Genomic DNA, 15,729 nt, shown 5'->3' on the forward strand with positions numbered 1-15,729 from the left:
CGGCAGGCGCGGCCGCGGCGGGAGCGGGGGCCGCGCTGCCGGCATCGGCCGGCACCTCTTCGCCTTCTTCCACCAGCACGGCGATGGCGGTGTTGACCTTCACGCCCTCGGTGCCCTCGGCCACCAGCAGCTTGCCGATCACGCCTTCGTCGACCGCCTCGAATTCCATCGTCGCCTTGTCGGTCTCGATCTCGGCCAGCAGGTCGCCGGATTGAACCGTGTCGCCCTCCTTGACCAGCCATTTGGCCAGCGTGCCTTCCTCCATCGTCGGAGACAGGGCGGGCATCAGGATCTCGGTTGCCATCGTCTTGGTCCTCTCAGTTCGCCGGGGCCTTGGCCTCGACCTTGATCTCGTAATCCGGCCCTGCCACGAAGGAGAGTTCATGCTCCCTCAGGTGCAACCGGTAGTGCTGATGTTCTTCCACCGAATCCCCGAACGGCGGAGGAACGGCGGCGCGAATGGCGCGCATGGTCGGCGACGCGCTGGCACGTTGGAAAAAACCGGGTCGGCCAGTGCGATCTGTCTGCGGTTCGACATCCTCGCGGGTGATCTGCCCGCCGTCCGAGCCGAACACGTCCTCTTTCATCGTGAAGCCGATCACGTCGGAAAACCGCAACTCGCCCGCATCGCCCGATCCCGGCGCGAACACCCGCACCGTCACGTCGCCCGCCTCGAAACGGAAGCTTTCGAGCAGGACAAAGCCGCCATGGGCTTTCGAGGTGCGGATACCTGTCGGGATCGTCTCGAACATGGGCCTACCGGTAGGTCACTTCCTTCACCGCGGCGATCACCTCGTCGGCGGTCACCAGGGCGTGTTTTTCGAGGTTGGCGGCATAGGGCATGGGCACGTCCTTGCCGGTGCAGTTGACCACCGGCGCATCGAGATAGTCGAACGCGCGCTGCATGATCGTCGCGGCCAGGTGGTTGCCGATCGACCCCACCGGCCAGCCTTCTTCCACCGTGACGCAGCGGTTGGTCTTCATCACCGAGGCAATCACCGTGTCATAGTCGATCGGGCGCAGGGTGCGGAGATCGATCACCTCGGCTTCGATGCCGTCAGCGGCGAGTTTCTCGGCCGCCTCCAGCGCGTATTGCATGCCGATACCGAAGCTGACGATGGTCACGTCGGTGCCCTCACGCCATACCCGCGCCTTGCCGAAGGGAATGGTGAAATCATCCATCACCGGCACCTCGCCGGTGCGGCCATAGAGGATCTCGTTTTCCAGGAAGATCACCGGGTTGGGATCGCGGATCGCGGTTTTCATCAGGCCTTTGTAGTCGCTGGCCGAATAGGGCATCACCACTTTCAGGCCCGGGATCTGGGCATACCAGGCGGCGTAGTCCTGGCTGTGTTGGGCCGCCACGCGGGCCGCCGCGCCGTTGGGGCCGCGGAACACCATCGGCGCGCCCATCTGGCCGCCGGACATGTAGAGCGTCTTGGCGGCCGAGTTGATCAGGTGGTCGATCGCCTGCATGGCGAAGTTGAAGGTCATGAACTCGACGATCGGGCGCAGGCCTCCCATGGCGGCACCGACGCCGATACCGGCGAAACCGTGCTCGGTGATCGGCGTGTCGATCACCCGTTTTGCGCCGAACTCGTCCAGCATGCCCTGAGAGACCTTGTAGGCGCCGTTATACTCGGCCACTTCCTCGCCCATCAGGAACACGGTGTCGTCGCGGCGCATCTCCTCGCTCATCGCGTCGCGCAGCGCTTCACGCACCGTTTGGCTTTTCATCTCTGTGCCTTCCGGCCAGTCGGGGCTGAGATCGGGCGCCGGCGCTGCCGGTGCCGCGGCCGCTGCGGCGGCGGCCGGGGCAGGGGCAGGGGCAGGGGCAGGGGCCTCTGCCGCGGGGGCGCCGGCGGTCTGGCCCGCGTCCGCCGGCACCTCTTCGCCTTCCTCGACCAGCACGGCGATGGCGGTGTTGACCTTCACCCCTTCGGTGCCTTCGGGAACCAGGATCTTGCCGATCACGCCTTCGTCGACCGCCTCGAATTCCATCGTTGCCTTGTCGGTTTCGATCTCGGCCAGGATGTCGCCCGACTGGACGGTGTCGCCTTCCTTGACCAGCCATTTCGCCAGCGTGCCCTCTTCCATGGTGGGCGACAGCGCGGGCATCAGGATTTCGGTTGCCATTGTCTTTTTCTCCAGCCTGTCAGAGGGTTACGCTTCGGCGTAAATGTCGGTCCAGAGCTCGTCCAGCGCCGGTTCGGGACTGGTGCGGGCAAACTCGGCGGCGTCGTTGACAACAGCCTTGATCTCTTTGTCGATCGCCTTGAGGTCGTCCTCGGAGGCATGGCCTCCATCGATCAGTAGTTCTCGCACATGCTCGATGGCGTCGGACTTCTCACGCACCTTCTGCACCTCTTCGCGGGTACGGTATTTCGCCGGGTCCGACATCGAGTGGCCGCGATATCGGTAGGTCATCATCTCGAGGATATACGGCCCCTTGCCGGCGCGGCAGTGCGCCACCGCCTTTTCGCCGGCTTCCTTGACGGCCAGCACGTCCATGCCGTCGACGGTTTCACCGGGAATGCCGAACGCCTCGCCGCGGGTGTGGATATCCGGCGACGAGGTCGAGCGCTGTTGCGCCGTGCCCATGGCGTATTTGTTGTTCTCGATCACGAAGACCACCGGCAGATCCCACAGCGCGGCCATGTTGAAGGTCTCATACACCTGGCCCTGGTTGGCGGCGCCGTCGCCGAAATAGGTGAAGGTCACGCGACCATTGTCGCGGTACTTGTCAGCGAAGGCCAGTCCGGCACCCAGCGGCACCTGTGCCGCGACGATGCCGTGGCCGCCATAGAAATGCTTCTCCTTCGAAAACATGTGCATCGAGCCGCCCTTGCCCTTGGAATAGCCGCCTTCGCGGCCGGTGAGCTCGGCCATCACCCCGCCGGGATCCATGCCGCAGGCCAGCATGTGGCCGTGATCGCGGTAGGAGGTGATGCGCTTGTCGCCGTCTTCGGCCACCGCTTCGAGACCGACGACGACCGCTTCCTGGCCGATGTAGAGATGGCAGAACCCGCCGATCAGGCCCATGCCGTAGAGTTGTCCGGCCTTTTCCTCGAATCGTCGGATCAACAGCATGTTGCGATAATACGCCTTGAGCTCATCTCCTGATGTATTTGATTTCTTTGCAGGTTTCTTTGCGGCCATGGGGCGGGGCCTCCGTCTGGGAAAAAGTAGTTTAGCTTTAAACTATTAAATAGCGTATTCTGCGGCGTCATGCGAGCGGAAAATCCCTGCCGCAAGCCGGACGGCCGGTGGCGGTCACTGCGGTGATGTTGGAGCAAGCGGGCAACCTTGCCCGGCCGGGTCAGCGAATGACGATTTCGTCGGCGCGGATCAGGCCGAGAACGTCGCGGGTCTGCTGATCGAGCAGGTCGAGGTCGAGATAATCGTCCGACAGCCGCCGGGTCCGGTTCTCCATCCGGGCAACCTCGGCGTCCAGCGCCTCGAGCTCGGCCCGCAGTTCGGCGCGTTCGGCGAGGATTTCGGCGCGGCGAAACAGGCCGTAGTCGCCCTGCACCGCGGCGAAGGTGAAGTAGAGCCCGAGCGAAAAGGCGAGGGCGAAAAACGCCATGCCGCCCAATGCGGGCCGATAGCCACGGGAAATGCGAACCTTCATGTCTCTCTGCCGAACCGGGGCATTTTCGCCCTCGTTGCCTCAATGCGTCGTGTTGTGACGTTGGGAAATACATGCCACAGCCGATTCGGCTTGTGAATCCCCCTTTTTCTCGTGGCTGCGATTTGCTCTGATTGACCAGAAGGGAGAGACGAAAATGACACAATCGCCACCGCGCAGCCATCTGCCCACGCATGAGGTCGAGAACCAGCCGGCGGCGCGCGACGGGTTCGATCTTTGGGCCGCCGACCCGGTCCTGCGCGACCATGTCGCGTTATCCTCGGCCGATCCCGGCCCGCTGGGGCACTATGGCGCGCTGATGGGCGGCGCGGAGATGCGCGAGGCCGGGCGCGCGGCCAACCGTGTGCCGCCCGAGCTGGTCACCTTCGACCGCTCCGGCCGACGGCTCGACGAGGTGCGGTTTCACCCGGCCTATCACCAGCTGATGGATACGGGTCTGTCGGCCGGGTTTGCCGCAGCGGCCTGGGACGGAGCCCCCGGCGGCCACACGGCGCACGCCGCGATGTGCTACATGACCAGCCAGGTCGAGCCTGGCGTGACCTGCCCGATGGTGATGACCTATGCCGCGGTGCCGGCGCTGGCCGCCGCGCCGGACCTGGCCCGCGACTGGGTGCCGAAGCTCACGGCGCGCGCCTACGACACCGCCCTCGCGCCGGTGACGGAAAAACGCGCCGCCACGCTCGGCATGGCGATGACCGAGAAACAGGGCGGCTCGGACGTGCGCGCCAACAGTACGGTGGCAACACCCGATGGCGACGCCTACCGCCTGCGCGGCCACAAGTGGTTCTGTTCGGCGCCGATGTGCGACGGTTTCCTGACGCTGGCCCAGGCGCCCGGCGGGCTGACCTGTTTCCTGGTGCCGCGCTGGCTCGACGGCGAACGCAACAGCCTGCACGTGATGCGGCTCAAGGACAAACTCGGCAACCGGGCCAATGCCAGCTCCGAGATCGAATATCACGACACCCTGGCCTTCCGCCTCGGCGACGAGGGCCGCGGGGTGAAGACCATCATCGAGATGGTGCACCACACAAGGCTCAGCACCTCGATCGCGCCGGCCGGGCTGATGCGGGCGGCGCTGGCCGAGGCGTATTACTGGGTCCACAACCGCTCGGCCTTTCAGCGCCGGCTGATCGATCAGCCGATGATGCGCGCGGTGCTGGCCGACCTGACGCTCGATTTCGAGGGCAGCGCGGCTTTGGCCTTCCGCATCGCCCGGGCGTTCGATGGCAGCAGCGAAGACGACCGCGCCTTTGCCCGCATCGCCGTCGCGCTGGCGAAGTTCCTCGGCAACAAGCTCTGTCCGAACGTGATCTACGAGGCGATGGAGTGCCTTGGCGGGGTCGGCTACACCGAGGAGACGCCGCTGCCGCTGCTCTATCGCGAGGCGCCCCTGAACTCGATCTGGGAAGGCTCCGGCAATGTCATCTGCCTTGACGTTCTGCGCGCACTCAGCCGCGACCCGGCGGCCCGCGATGCTCTGGAGACGGAGCTGGCCGCGGCGAGGGGCACCAGCCGTGCCTATGATGCGGCGCTGACCGCCCATCGCGCCCGCTGGCCGGCACTGCCCGCCGAGGATGAGGCGCGCTGGTTCGCCGAAAGCCTCGCCACGCTGCTGACAGCCGCGGTGCTGCTGCGGTTTTCGCCACCCGCCGTGGCTGAGGCCTATGCCGCGACCCGGCTCGACCCGGCGGGCAGGGGGCGCGTCTACGGAGCCGTCACCGGCCTCGACAGCGGAGCGATTCTGGAGCGATTGGGATGAGCTTCACCACCTACGGTGATTACGCCGCCCGCACCCGTGACAGTTTTGACCGCCAGGCGGCGATGCGCACGCTGGGGATCGCGATCACCGATGTCGCGCCGGGCCGGGTCTGGCTGACCCTGCCGTTCCGCGCCGACCTGACCCAGCAGCATGGGTTCCTCCATGCCGCGGTGATCACAGCCGCGATGGACAGCGCCGCCGGCTACGCCGCCTATACCTTGATGCCCGAGGACGCCGGCGTACTGACCGCCGAGTTCAAGAGCTCGTTTCTCGCCCCGGCCAGGGGCAGCCGGTTCAATGTCGAGGCCCGGGTGCTGAAACCGGGCCGCACCCTGATCTTCACCGAGGCCGTGGCCCATGCCATCGACGGCGCGGCCGAACGCGAGATCGCCCGTCTGACGGCGACGATGGTGGTGGTGCAGGGCCGGGCAGATGTGACCGGGTGAGGGGAGTGATCTGATTGTGCGCCTCTGGCGCGCAGTTTGTTGATTGGGGGCGCTGCCCCCAAACCCCCGGAGTATTTCCGGCAAGATGAAGCAATCGGGGTGGTTGTTCCCTGTGGCAATGCGGCATAGGTATCGGGCAATGACACGAGAGGAGGGCCACATGGCCGAGATCAAGGATCCCGAAAACACCATTCTGATGGAGCTCAAGGGCGGCACCGTCACCATTCAACTGATGCCCGACGTGGCCCCCAAGCACTGCGAGCGGATGAAGGAACTGGCCCGCGCCGGCGCCTATGACAACGTCGCCTTCCACCGGGTGATCGACGGTTTCATGGCCCAGACCGGCGACGTGCAGCATGCCAACATGGAACAGGGATGGAACCCGCGCATGGCCGGCACCGGCGGTTCGGACTTGCCGGACCTGCCGGCCGAGTTCAGCCGCCTCCCGCATGCCCGCGGCACGCTGGGCGCGGCCCGATCGCAGAACCCGAACAGCGCCAACAGCCAGTTCTTCATCAACTTCAAGGACAATGATTTCCTCAACGGACAATACACCGTCTATGGCCAGGTGATCGACGGCATGGAACATGTCGACGCGATCCAGCGCGGCGAACCGCCCACCAACCCCGACCGGATGATCAGCGTCAAGGTGGCCGCCGATGCGTAAGCTGGCCTGTCTGCTGGCCCTGATGGCCAGCCCCGCCTTCGCCACCGGCTTGCAGATCGAGGTCGAGGGGGAAGCTGCCAACGGCATGATCGAGATCGATCTTCTGGAAGACGTGGCACCGGGTCACGCCGCGCGCATCGCCGAACTGGCTGCGGCCGGTGCCTATGACGGCGTCGTCTTCCACCGGGTGATCGACGGCTTCATGGCCCAGACCGGCGACGTGCAATTCGGCAAGATCGGCCAGGACATGCGCCGCGCCGGCATGGGCGGTTCGGACAAGCCCGACCTCAAGGCCGAGTTTTCGGATGTGCCGTTCGACCGTGGAATCGTCGGCATGGCCCGCAGCCAGGACCCCGACAGCGCCAATTCGCAGTTCTTCATCATGTTCGACGAAGGCCATTTCCTCAACGGGCAATACACCGTTGTCGGCAAGGTCACCGGCGGCATGGAAGTGGTCGACGCGATCAAGCGCGGCAAGGGCCGCAACGGCGCGGTGATCGGCCATCCGGATGTTATGAAAACGGTGACCGTGACCGAGTGATGCCGCAGGGCGCCCGCCGCGCACCTCGCTTCACAAGCCCGTGTGCCGGGCTGGGCAGGACTACATGGATGGGCCATCCTTCGTCATCAGGGAGAATGGCCCATGTTGTTTCGCGCTGTATCGGTGTGGCTGCTGCTGGCCGGGACGGTGCAGGCCGATCCGGCGTTCTGGCGTCACGAATGGCCGCAGACGGATTTTACCGTCACGTCGGTCGACAGCTGGACCGAGATCCTCTCGGGCGGCCCCGGCAAGGACGGCATCCCGGCGCTGAACGATCCGGCCTTCGTCCCCGTCGCCCGCGAAACCCGCATCGACCCCCGCGAGCCGGTCATCGCCGTCGAATTGCCGGGCGAGCGCCCGCGAGCCTATCCGATCCGCTATCTGACCTGGCACGAAATCGTCAACGACCGGGTTGGCGAAGTGCCGGTGGCCGTGACCTTCTGCCCGCTGTGCAACTCGGCCCTGACCTTCGATCGGCGGGTCAGGGGACAGGTGCTGCGGTTCGGCGTCACCGGCAAACTGCGGAATTCCGACATGGTGATGTATGACGTGGAGACCCAGAGTTGGTGGCAGCAGGCGCTGGGGCAGGGCATCGTCGGAGAGATGACCGGGGTCACGCTGACCCCGTTGCCGAGCTGGATGGAAAGCTGGGACGGGTTCCGGTCGCGCAACCCTGACGGTCTGGTGATGGACGAACCGGCCCACGCCCGGGCTTATGGCCGGAACCCCTATCGCGGCTACGATTCGTCGGCGCGGCCGTTTCTCTATTCCGGCGAGACCCCGCCACACGGCATCGATCCGTTGGTGCGGGTGGTGCGCGTCGGGGACCGCGCCTGGCCGCTCGCCCGGCTGCGCCAGGCCGGACGGATCGAGGAGGCCGGCGTGACCCTGTCGTGGCAGGCGGGGCAGGCCTCGGCGCTCGATACGGCGCGGATCGGGCAGGGGCGCGACGTGGGCGGCGTCCGGGTGCGCGATGGGCAGGGTCGGGACATCGCCCACGACGTACTGTTCGCCTTCGCCTTTCACGCTTTCTGGCCCGACGGCACCTGGATGCTGGGAAACTGACGCCGCGCAAAGGTTTGACCCGGATCAAGGCGGCTGTGGTACGGCGGTCTAAAGTGCCGCCATGATAGCATGTTTCATCCTCCGGATCGGCTTGCTCCTGCTGGCGGGCTGGATCGCCGCAACCGGGACACTGGCAACCGCGAGCCGGGCTGAAACACCTGTCACCCTCTATCTCTTCTGGCAGGAGGGTTGCCCGCATTGCGCCCGGGCCAGAGCCACGCTGGCGGGAATGCAGGCCGAGTCACCGGATCTGCAGGTGGTGCCGATCGAACTGGGCGTCAGCGAGACCGACGATGCGGTGTTCCGTGCGGTGATCCGCCAACTCGGCATCGACAGCCCCGGCGTGCCGCTGGTGGTGGTCGGCGACGCGGGTGCAATCGGTTTTGCCGGCGGCGGCTTTTCGCAGCGCCGCTACCAGACCCTGATCGCGCGCTGCCGCGCCGGGCCGTGCCCGGATCTGGTCGCGGGTCTCGGCGCTCCGGCCCCGCCGACCGCCCCGCCCGAGGCCGGGCTCGGGCCGATCAGCCTGCCCTGGATCGGCGAGGTCGATCTCGGCGCGCTGTCGCTGCCGCTGCTGACCGTGGTGCTGGCCGGGGTCGACGGGTTCAACCCTTGCGCGATGTGGGTGCTGGCGCTGCTGATCGGGCTGCTTCTCGGGGTGCGCGACAGCCGCCGCATGTGGCTTCTGGGGGGCGTGTTCCTGCTGGCCACCGGGGCGATGTATTTCGCGGTCATGGCGGCCTGGCTCAACGTTGTGTTGTGGCTCGGCGCGGTTGGCTGGATCCGGCTGGTCATCGGCGCGCTGGCTGTCGCGGCCGGGTTCTACTACCTGCGCGAATACTGGACCAATCCCGACGGGCTCTGCCGGATCACCGACGGCGCCCGCCGCGGCACGATTTCGCGGGCCTTCCAAACGCTGGTGGAACAACCCAACCTGCTGGTTTCGGCACTGGGGGTCGCCGTCCTGGCCATCGCTGTGAACCTGGTGGAACTGGCCTGCTCGGCCGGGCTGCCGGCGATCTACACCCAGGCGCTGGCAATGCATGATCTGACAATGCCGGCCTATTACGGCTACCTGCTGCTCTATCTCGCGGTGTTCCTGCTTGACGACACAGTGCTGTTCGTCGCCGCCATGTTGACCCTGCGCACAGCGGTCCTGAGCGGGGGGTATTCGCGCTACGCCCATCTCATCGGCGGCATCGTCCTGCTGGCACTCGGTGGGGTGATGATGCTTCGGCCTGACCTGCTGGGCTAGGGCTCACATCGGCCAGAAGATCAGGATCAGCGGCACCGACACCGCCACGACCAGGATTTCCAACGGCAGGCCCATGCGCCAGTAGTCGCCGAAGTGATAGCCGCCGGGGCCGAGGATGAGCGTGTTGTTCTTGTGCCCGATGGGGGTGAGGAAGGCGCAGGACGCCGCCACGGCCACGGCCATCAGGAACGGGTCGGGCGAGACGCCCAGCGTCTGCGCCATCTGGATGCCGATGGGGGCGGCCACAATGGCGGTGGCCGTGTTATTCAGGACATCCGACAGGGTCATCGTGACCACCATCAACACCGTCAGGATCGCCCAGGGCGCCCAGCCCTCGGTCAGGCCGATGAGGCCACCGGCGATCAGTTGGGTGCCACCCGATTCCTCGAGCGCCGCGCCGAGCGGGATCATCGACCCCAAGAGCACCACGACAGGCCATTCGATCTGATCGTAAAGCTCGTTCAGCGGGACAACCCGCATCAGCACATAGGCCACCACCACCAGCCCCAGGGCGATGGGCAGGTAAAGCAGGCCGAAACTGGCCGCGGCGACGGCGGCCGCGAACAGGCCGATCGCGGCCCAGGTCTTGGTGTTCTCGGTCACCGCCAGTCCGCGTTCGGCGAGCGGCAGGCAGCCCAGCCACTCGGTCACATCCGGTCCGGCGCCCTTGGGCACGAGCAACAGCAGAATATCGCCGGGGCGCACCTTCGTCTGGCGCAGGTGGCTGGTGATCCGCTGGCCCTGGCGCGAGATGCCCAACACGATGGTGCGCTGGCGCCAATGCAGGCCGATGCTCTGTGCCGTCATGCCGGCAATGCGCGCCTCGGCCGTGACTACCACCTCGATCATGTCGAGCCCTTCGCCGGCAGCCTTGAGCCGTTCCTCGCGTTCTTCCTCGGAGAAGGCCAGGTTCAGCGCGCTGCGGAACTCGTCAAGCGCCTCGGGCGTCGCTTCGAGCACCAGCGCGTCGCTGGCCCGCAGGATCACGTTGTGCGCCACGCCATACAGCCGCTTGCCGTTGCGGATCAGGCCGAGGATCGCCACGTCGGCCTTCTCGGCCTCTTCGTCGAGCTCGCCCAGCCGCTGCCCGATCAGCTTGTTGTCCTCCGGCACGGTCAGTTCGGCAATATAGGCGCCGAGGTCTTCGACCGCCTTCAGCGCATCCTCGCGCTGCGGAATCAGCCGCCAGCCGATCAGCGCCACGAAAACCAGCCCGATCACTGCCGTCAGCGCGCCAACGGGGGCGAAATCGAACATCTTGAACGGCGCCCCCAGCGATTCGTCGCGGATCGCGGCGATGATGATGTTGGGCGGCGTGCCGATCAGCGTCGCCATTCCGCCCAGGATGGTGGCAAAGCTCAACGGCATCAGCGACATCGCAGGGGGCCGGCCGGCCTTGCGCGCGGTCTGGATATCGACCGGCATCAACAGGGCCAGCGCGGCGACGTTGTTCATGAAGGCCGACAATACCCCGCCGACGCCGCCCATGATGGCGATGTGGCTGCCGAGACTGCGCGAGGCGTCGATCAGCGTCCGGGTGATCAGGAGCACTGCACCGGACCGCACCAGCCCGGCCGATACCACCAGCACCAGCGCCACCACCAGCGTCGCCGGGTGGCCAAAGCCGTCGAAGGCGTGCTTGGTCTCGACCACGCCCAGCACGACGCCGGCCATCAGCGCCGCGAAAGCCACGAGATCGTAGCGCCAGCGCCCCCAGAGCAGGAGCCCAAACACCGCGCCGAAAAGCGAGAAAAGAATAATCTGATCGTTCGTCATGCCCCAACCCTAGCCGCTTCGCCGGACACGCGCGACGGGGAATTCTGGCACGCTTGCCTCGATCCGGTGCAGGCCGCGTTCAATCCCTAAATTGCAGCGGGTTTTGCCACCGCGCGTTCATCCGATCTCAACCTTTTCGGCGCCAGTTTCAGGCGGGTGAGCATAAGGAGTTGGATGCGATGCCGGACGTCACAAACGCGAATCACGACAAGCCTCGGTTTCTGTTCGCCGAGGAAAGCGGGCTGGCCCTGTTCGAAAACCGCCATACCGGCCGGCGGTTCTGGCTCGATCTCGAGGATTGGCAGGATATCGTGGACTGTCTGCGGTCGGGTTGGAGCCCCGACTCGGTCCGCTCGCGACAGGCCCAAGGCTGATCCCCGGGTCTGCCTGTCGGCTCGCCGCAGCCCGGTGCTTGAACCCGGCCCCCGCCTTCGCCTATAGAGGCGCGGTCAGGAACATCACGTCGGGAGAGCGACATGGCCGGCCACTCCAAATGGGCCAATATCCAGCACCGCAAGGGGCGCCAGGATGCGGCGCGCTCGAAGCTGTTTTCAAAGCTGTCGAAAGAGATCACCGTTGCCGCCAAGATGGGCGATCCCGACCCCGAAAAGAACCCGCGCCTGCGGCTGGCGGTCAAGAACGCCAAGTCGCAGTCGATGCCGAACGACAATATCGACCGCGCCATCAAGAAGGCCACCGGCGGCGAGGGCGAGGAATACGAGGAAATCCGCTACGAAGGCTATGGTCCCAACGGCGTGGCGGTGATCGTCGAGGCGATGACCGACAACCGTAACCGAACCGCCTCGAACGTGCGCTCGACCTTCACCAAGAACGGCGGCAACCTGGGCGAGACCGGCAGCGTCGGCTTCATGTTCGATCGAAAGGGCGAGATCACCTATCCCGCGTCGGTGGGCGACGAGGACACGGTGATGATGGCCGCGATCGAAGCCGGCGCCGAAGATGTCGAAAGCTCCGAGGACGGCCATATCATCTGGTGTGCCGATACCGACCTGAACGAGGTGTCGACCGCGCTCGAGGCGGAACTGGGCGAAAGCGAGGAGACTCAACTCACCTGGCGGCCGACCACCACCACCGAGCTTGACCTCGAGGGCATGCAGAAGCTGATGAAGTTGGTCGACGCGCTCGAGGACGACGACGACGTGCAGCGCGTCACAACCAATTTCGAGGCAACCGACGAGGTGATGGAGCAACTGGCGGGCTGAGCCACCTGCCGGTCGGGCGCCGGACCATCTGCTGGATCACCTCTGGTTCGGCTGAACCCTCGGGCTATCGCGCGATCGCGGTTCTCCCGGCTGACTCCGCTCTCGCCCACGTCGAATCCGCGACGGATACCTGGTTTGAACACCCGGCCGGGAACACCCGTTTCGGCAGTGTCGCGACGCTCATACCAGACTTCCGATGCTATGCCGGTTTCTTCTTCGGACCGGATGCCCAACCTGGCTCTCCCATGGCGCGATCGCGCGTCCGGGCGGAAAGCATGGCCGAACTCCGAAAGGCCGTGACCTCATTGATCTCAGTCAACAACGCCGTTCTACTGCAGGTGATAAAATAAAAAAGTGTAGGAATTTGTATGGGATTGAGTACGGTTACAGACAATCAAGGTAGGGAGGAAAGACATGAAGTTCCGTTTTTTTGAATTCGCTCTGGCCGCCGTGGTCGCCGGGTCGCAGCTGACACCGGCCGTCGCGGAACCCGTGGACCCGGTTGCGACCGGCAAGCAGATCTATGAAGAGCGCTGCCTGATTTGCCACGGTGCTAATGGAAAAGGCGACGGCGCTGTCGGGGAGATGTTCGAGACCCGTCCCGGCGATCTGACCACGCTGCAGCCGGAAGGCCAGTTCTTTCCTTACATGGACGTGCTGGCAAAGATCGATGGCCGTGAGGTCGTGATGGGCCATGGCACCGAAATGCCGATCTGGGGCGAGGCCTTCATGGTCGACGCCCTGGAAGATCGCGGCGTCAATCCCAAGGATGCCGCCGCAATCGTGAACGCTCGGTTGGCGTCGCTGCTGTTCTATCTCGCCACCTTGCAGGGGCAATAAGGCGTCTGCCGTCCGGCAACTGCGGGTGAAAAAAACCTTCTGTTGCCGGACCGGAAAACCAGCAAAGATGCCTAAGGATCTGGTGGCGGAAGGGGCGGATGGTGTTTTGGTTCGCTTCCTTCGCCGTATGCATTCGGCCACCGGATCCGGTTATTGAAGGGTATTGCGCTTCAACTCAGCGTTTCCTCGAAAAACCGCGCCATCGCGTCCCAGGAGCGGGCGTTTGCGGTTTCGGAAAAGCCCATTCCCGGGGCGTTGGCATTGGGGTTGGTGAAGGCGTGGCCGGTATGGCCGAACGCCAGGAACTGCCAGTCCTTGCAATGGGCGGTCAATTCCTCGGCCAGCGCCACCTTGACCTCGGGCGGGTCAAGCGGGTCGTCCCAGCCGTCGAGGATGAGGATGGCGGCCGTCATGTCCCGTGAGCCGGCGGGCGGCGCGTCATAGACCCCGTGGAAACTTACCCCGGCCCGGAAATCGGCGCCGCTGCGCGCCAGATCCAGCACCGCCTTGCCGCCGAAGCAGAACCCGATGGCGCCGCAGCGCCCGGCATCGACCTGCGCCAGGCCCTTGAGCGCGTCGAGCGCTGCCTGCATCCGCGTCGCCAGCAGCGGGCGGTCGGTATTGAGCAAACCCATCATCGCCGCCGCCTCGTCGCGCGTGCCGGCGAGCGCGCCGTTGCCGTAATAGTCGACCCCTAGCGCGACATATCCCATCGCCGCCAGCCGGTCGGCGTGGCCGCGCTCCATGTCGCTGAGGCCCATGAAGGCCGGCACCACCAGCACGCCCGGGAACGGGCCATTGCCTTGCGGCAAGGCAAGGTAGCCATGGCAGCTTGTGTCACCGGCATCATAGATCATCTCGGGCATGGGCCCCGTCTCCTCGTGTTGCGTCAGGGATCAGCCGTCGGGGCCTTCCAGCGCGCCGCCGGCTTTGTCGCGCACTGCCTGCGTCAGCGGTGCCAGCACTGGCGCCAGCATGCGGCTGACCTGCCAGTAGAGCGGCACGTCGAGCGGCGCCTCTTCTTTCAGATGCACCAGGTGACCGCGTCGCAGCTGACGCCAAACCATCGGCACCGGATTCATCCCCCAGCCGAGACCGTGTTGGGTGCCGGCGGCGAAGGCGGTGCTCGACGGCACGCGGTGGGCCGGAGGCTGCCCGACGGGCTTGCCAAAATGCGTGCTCACCCAATTCGCCTGCAAATCGTCTTTCTCGTTGAATTGCATCACCGGCGCGCGGGCCAGCGTCTTGGCGTTCACGCCCCCGGCGAACCAACGCTCCATAAAGGCAGGGCTGGCGCAGGCGACATAGCGCAGGCTGCCCAGCGCGTGCACGTCGCAGCCCTGGACCGGCCGGGCATGATCGGTCACCGCCGCCATCACTTCGCCGCGGCGCAGCCAGTCGGCGGAATGGGATTCGTCGTCCACCACCAGGTCGAAGGCCAGCCCGTCATGGCCTTCCAGGGCGGCCAGAAACCAGGTGTCGAGACTGTCGGCATTCACCGCGATGCGCACCCGCACCGGCCCCGTCTCAGGTTCGGCTCTTCCGAGGTCACGGCTGACCTGGTCTTCCATCAGCGCCACCGCCTCGGCATGGGCGGTCAGCCGGATGCCGGCCTCAGTACCGCGGCACGGGCTTTCGCGCAGCACCAGCACTGCGCCCACCTGTTCCTCAAGCGCCTTCACCCGCTGGGAAATTGCCGACTGCGTCACGCCCAGTGCGCCGGCGGCGGCCTCGAAGCTGCCCAGCCGCAGGATGGCGGAAAGTGCGGCCAGTTGCCTGCTGTCGAACTGCATTAGCCCCTCTTATCACGGTTCAATATCTTTAACTGGACCTAGCGCATCCTCGGCATTAGGCCAAGCAAAACCTCTTGCCGGAGCATCGCATGACCTCCTTTCTCGCCGGTTTCTCGCTGGGCTTTTCGCTGATTCTCGCCATCGGCGCGCAGAACGCCTTCGTGCTGCGTCAGGGGCTCCGGCGCGAGCATGTGCTGGCGACGGTGCTGATTTGCGCGCTGTCCGACGCGGTGCTGATTGCCGCCGGGGTGGCGGGGTTCGGGGCGCTGGCCCGGGCCGTACCGGGGTTCGAGACGGTGATGCGTTTTGGCGGCGCGGCGTTTCTGTTGTGGTACGGCGCCCGAAACTTCGCCGCCGCCTGGCGTGGCGGAGAGCGGCTCGACAGCAGCGGCGAGGCCCGCCATTCCCTGCGGGGCGTGGTGCTGACCGTTGTGGCGCTGACCTGGCTCAACCCGCATGTCTATCTCGACACGGTGGTGCTGCTGGGCTCGGTGTCGGCGCAATATCCGGCCAGGACCGCCTTCGCGGCGGGCGCGATCTGTGCCAGTTTCACCTTCTTCTTCAGCCTGGGCTATGGCGCCCGGTTGCTGGCGCCGCTTTTCGCCCGACCGGCGGCGTGGCGGGTGCTGGATGTCGTGGTCGGTGCCACGATGTGGGCGATTGCCGCAAAACTCGTGGCGGGCGGCTGACCCGCGGGCCGCACAGTCCCTGTGCG

The 15,729-nt window shown here is 65.8% G+C and carries 18 protein-coding genes; 10 read left to right on the forward strand and 8 right to left on the reverse strand.

Annotation, left to right across the window (positions count from 1 at the left end; translation table 11 throughout):
* The 5 genes from NO357_RS00005 to NO357_RS00025 all read right to left on the reverse strand — a co-directional run.
* Positions 1-304: biotin/lipoyl-containing protein (locus NO357_RS00005; protein ID WP_306733556.1), on the reverse strand; the 304-nt coding region annotated here is incomplete at its 3' end.
* 13 nt (positions 305-317) lie between these two features.
* Entirely contained in the window at positions 318-752 is a 435-nt protein-coding gene (locus NO357_RS00010) for a hypothetical protein (protein ID WP_306733557.1), read from the reverse strand.
* A 4-nt stretch (positions 753-756) separates the two neighbouring features.
* On the reverse strand, positions 757-2,136 hold the full coding sequence (locus NO357_RS00015) for a pyruvate dehydrogenase complex E1 component subunit beta (protein ID WP_306733558.1): 1,380 nt from the start codon (positions 2,134-2,136) through the stop codon (positions 757-759).
* A gap of 27 nt (positions 2,137-2,163) precedes the next feature.
* The gene (gene pdhA / locus NO357_RS00020) at positions 2,164-3,159 is read right to left on the reverse strand and encodes a pyruvate dehydrogenase (acetyl-transferring) E1 component subunit alpha (RefSeq protein WP_306733559.1); all 996 of its coding nucleotides are present in this window, start codon (positions 3,157-3,159) and stop codon (positions 2,164-2,166) included.
* Between the two features lie 160 nt (positions 3,160-3,319).
* Complete coding sequence (locus tag NO357_RS00025; RefSeq protein ID WP_306734745.1) at positions 3,320-3,619, reverse strand: FtsB family cell division protein; 300 nt, start codon at positions 3,617-3,619, stop codon at positions 3,320-3,322.
* A gap of 166 nt (positions 3,620-3,785) precedes the next feature.
* On the opposite strand from NO357_RS00025, the gene NO357_RS00030 reads away from it, so the two are divergent.
* The 6 genes from NO357_RS00030 to NO357_RS00055 all read left to right on the forward strand — a co-directional run bounded on the left by NO357_RS00030 (position 3,786) and on the right by NO357_RS00055 (position 9,382).
* The gene (locus NO357_RS00030; RefSeq protein ID WP_306733560.1) at positions 3,786-5,408 is read left to right on the forward strand and encodes an acyl-CoA dehydrogenase family protein; all 1,623 of its coding nucleotides are present in this window, start codon (positions 3,786-3,788) and stop codon (positions 5,406-5,408) included.
* Positions 5,405-5,854, forward strand: a complete 450-nt coding sequence (locus NO357_RS00035; RefSeq protein WP_306733561.1) for a PaaI family thioesterase — start codon at positions 5,405-5,407, stop codon at positions 5,852-5,854. Before NO357_RS00030 ends, NO357_RS00035 begins: the two co-directional genes overlap by 4 nt.
* 160 nt (positions 5,855-6,014) lie before the next feature.
* Positions 6,015-6,521 (forward strand): peptidylprolyl isomerase, encoded by a 507-nt coding sequence (locus NO357_RS00040; protein ID WP_306733562.1) that lies wholly within the window; start codon positions 6,015-6,017, stop codon positions 6,519-6,521.
* The gene (locus tag NO357_RS00045) at positions 6,514-7,062 is read left to right on the forward strand and encodes a peptidylprolyl isomerase (RefSeq protein WP_306733563.1); all 549 of its coding nucleotides are present in this window, start codon (positions 6,514-6,516) and stop codon (positions 7,060-7,062) included. The genes NO357_RS00040 and NO357_RS00045 overlap by 8 nt, the downstream gene beginning before the upstream one ends.
* A 102-nt stretch (positions 7,063-7,164) precedes the next feature.
* Complete coding sequence (locus NO357_RS00050) at positions 7,165-8,127, forward strand: DUF3179 domain-containing protein (RefSeq protein ID WP_306733564.1); 963 nt, start codon at positions 7,165-7,167, stop codon at positions 8,125-8,127.
* Between the two features lie 61 nt (positions 8,128-8,188).
* Positions 8,189-9,382: a thioredoxin domain-containing protein gene (locus NO357_RS00055; protein WP_306733565.1), complete on the forward strand. Its 1,194-nt coding sequence runs from the start codon at positions 8,189-8,191 to the stop codon at positions 9,380-9,382.
* Positions 9,383-9,385: 3 nt separating this feature from the next.
* Here the strand turns inward: NO357_RS00055 and NO357_RS00060 are convergent, their stop codons facing one another.
* A complete protein-coding gene (locus NO357_RS00060; RefSeq protein ID WP_306733566.1) occupies positions 9,386-11,158 on the reverse strand; it encodes an SLC13 family permease in 1,773 nt (590 codons plus the stop codon).
* A 179-nt stretch (positions 11,159-11,337) separates the two neighbouring features.
* Here NO357_RS00060 and NO357_RS00065 point away from each other — a divergent pair, with 179 nt between their 5' ends.
* From NO357_RS00065 to NO357_RS00075, 3 genes are all read left to right on the forward strand, one after another.
* On the forward strand, positions 11,338-11,532 hold the full coding sequence (locus NO357_RS00065) for a hypothetical protein (protein ID WP_306733567.1): 195 nt from the start codon (positions 11,338-11,340) through the stop codon (positions 11,530-11,532).
* A 102-nt stretch (positions 11,533-11,634) separates the two neighbouring features.
* Positions 11,635-12,381 carry a YebC/PmpR family DNA-binding transcriptional regulator gene (locus tag NO357_RS00070; protein ID WP_306733568.1) on the forward strand — a complete coding sequence of 249 codons (747 nt, stop codon included), beginning with the start codon at positions 11,635-11,637 and terminating at the stop codon, positions 12,379-12,381.
* 414 nt (positions 12,382-12,795) lie between these two features.
* On the forward strand, positions 12,796-13,221 hold the full coding sequence (locus NO357_RS00075) for a c-type cytochrome (protein ID WP_306733569.1): 426 nt from the start codon (positions 12,796-12,798) through the stop codon (positions 13,219-13,221).
* A gap of 170 nt (positions 13,222-13,391) precedes the next feature.
* On the opposite strand, the gene NO357_RS00080 is transcribed toward NO357_RS00075, so the two are convergent.
* Together NO357_RS00080 and NO357_RS00085 are read right to left on the reverse strand one after the other, a co-directional pair.
* Positions 13,392-14,087, reverse strand: coding sequence for a dienelactone hydrolase family protein (locus NO357_RS00080; protein ID WP_306733570.1), 696 nt, complete (start codon positions 14,085-14,087; stop codon positions 13,392-13,394).
* A gap of 30 nt (positions 14,088-14,117) precedes the next feature.
* Positions 14,118-15,014 carry a LysR family transcriptional regulator ArgP gene (locus NO357_RS00085; RefSeq protein WP_306733571.1) on the reverse strand — a complete coding sequence of 299 codons (897 nt, stop codon included), beginning with the start codon at positions 15,012-15,014 and terminating at the stop codon, positions 14,118-14,120.
* 89 nt (positions 15,015-15,103) lie between these two features.
* Here NO357_RS00085 and NO357_RS00090 point away from each other — a divergent pair, with 89 nt between their 5' ends.
* Complete coding sequence (locus NO357_RS00090; RefSeq protein ID WP_306733572.1) at positions 15,104-15,703, forward strand: LysE/ArgO family amino acid transporter; 600 nt, start codon at positions 15,104-15,106, stop codon at positions 15,701-15,703.
* Positions 15,704-15,729 lie beyond the last annotated feature (26 nt).

It is taken from the genome of Marimonas arenosa (assembly GCF_030848945.1).
GTDB classification, from domain to species: Bacteria; Pseudomonadota; Alphaproteobacteria; order Rhodobacterales; family Rhodobacteraceae; genus Marimonas; species Marimonas arenosa.

Excerpts from the sequence above, each read along its gene's own strand:
- NO357_RS00090 (WP_306733572.1), top strand. The coding sequence starts at position 15,104 with ATGACCTCCTTTCTCGCCGGTTTCTCGCTGGGCTTTTCGCTGATTCTC.
- NO357_RS00065 (WP_306733567.1), top strand. The coding sequence starts at position 11,338 with ATGCCGGACGTCACAAACGCGAATCACGACAAGCCTCGGTTTCTGTTC.
- NO357_RS00085 (WP_306733571.1), bottom strand. The coding sequence starts at position 15,014 with ATGCAGTTCGACAGCAGGCAACTGGCCGCACTTTCCGCCATCCTGCGG.
- pdhA (WP_306733559.1), bottom strand. The coding sequence starts at position 3,159 with ATGGCCGCAAAGAAACCTGCAAAGAAATCAAATACATCAGGAGATGAG.
- NO357_RS00045 (WP_306733563.1), top strand. The coding sequence starts at position 6,514 with ATGCGTAAGCTGGCCTGTCTGCTGGCCCTGATGGCCAGCCCCGCCTTC.
- NO357_RS00015 (WP_306733558.1), bottom strand. The coding sequence starts at position 2,136 with ATGGCAACCGAAATCCTGATGCCCGCGCTGTCGCCCACCATGGAAGAG.
- NO357_RS00050 (WP_306733564.1), top strand. The coding sequence starts at position 7,165 with ATGTTGTTTCGCGCTGTATCGGTGTGGCTGCTGCTGGCCGGGACGGTG.
- NO357_RS00070 (WP_306733568.1), top strand. The coding sequence starts at position 11,635 with ATGGCCGGCCACTCCAAATGGGCCAATATCCAGCACCGCAAGGGGCGC.
- NO357_RS00010 (WP_306733557.1), bottom strand. The coding sequence starts at position 752 with ATGTTCGAGACGATCCCGACAGGTATCCGCACCTCGAAAGCCCATGGC.
- NO357_RS00080 (WP_306733570.1), bottom strand. The coding sequence starts at position 14,087 with ATGCCCGAGATGATCTATGATGCCGGTGACACAAGCTGCCATGGCTAC.
- NO357_RS00060 (WP_306733566.1), bottom strand. The coding sequence starts at position 11,158 with ATGACGAACGATCAGATTATTCTTTTCTCGCTTTTCGGCGCGGTGTTT.
- NO357_RS00040 (WP_306733562.1), top strand. The coding sequence starts at position 6,015 with ATGGCCGAGATCAAGGATCCCGAAAACACCATTCTGATGGAGCTCAAG.
- NO357_RS00055 (WP_306733565.1), top strand. The coding sequence starts at position 8,189 with ATGATAGCATGTTTCATCCTCCGGATCGGCTTGCTCCTGCTGGCGGGC.
- NO357_RS00035 (WP_306733561.1), top strand. The coding sequence starts at position 5,405 with ATGAGCTTCACCACCTACGGTGATTACGCCGCCCGCACCCGTGACAGT.
- NO357_RS00030 (WP_306733560.1), top strand. The coding sequence starts at position 3,786 with ATGACACAATCGCCACCGCGCAGCCATCTGCCCACGCATGAGGTCGAG.
- NO357_RS00075 (WP_306733569.1), top strand. The coding sequence starts at position 12,796 with ATGAAGTTCCGTTTTTTTGAATTCGCTCTGGCCGCCGTGGTCGCCGGG.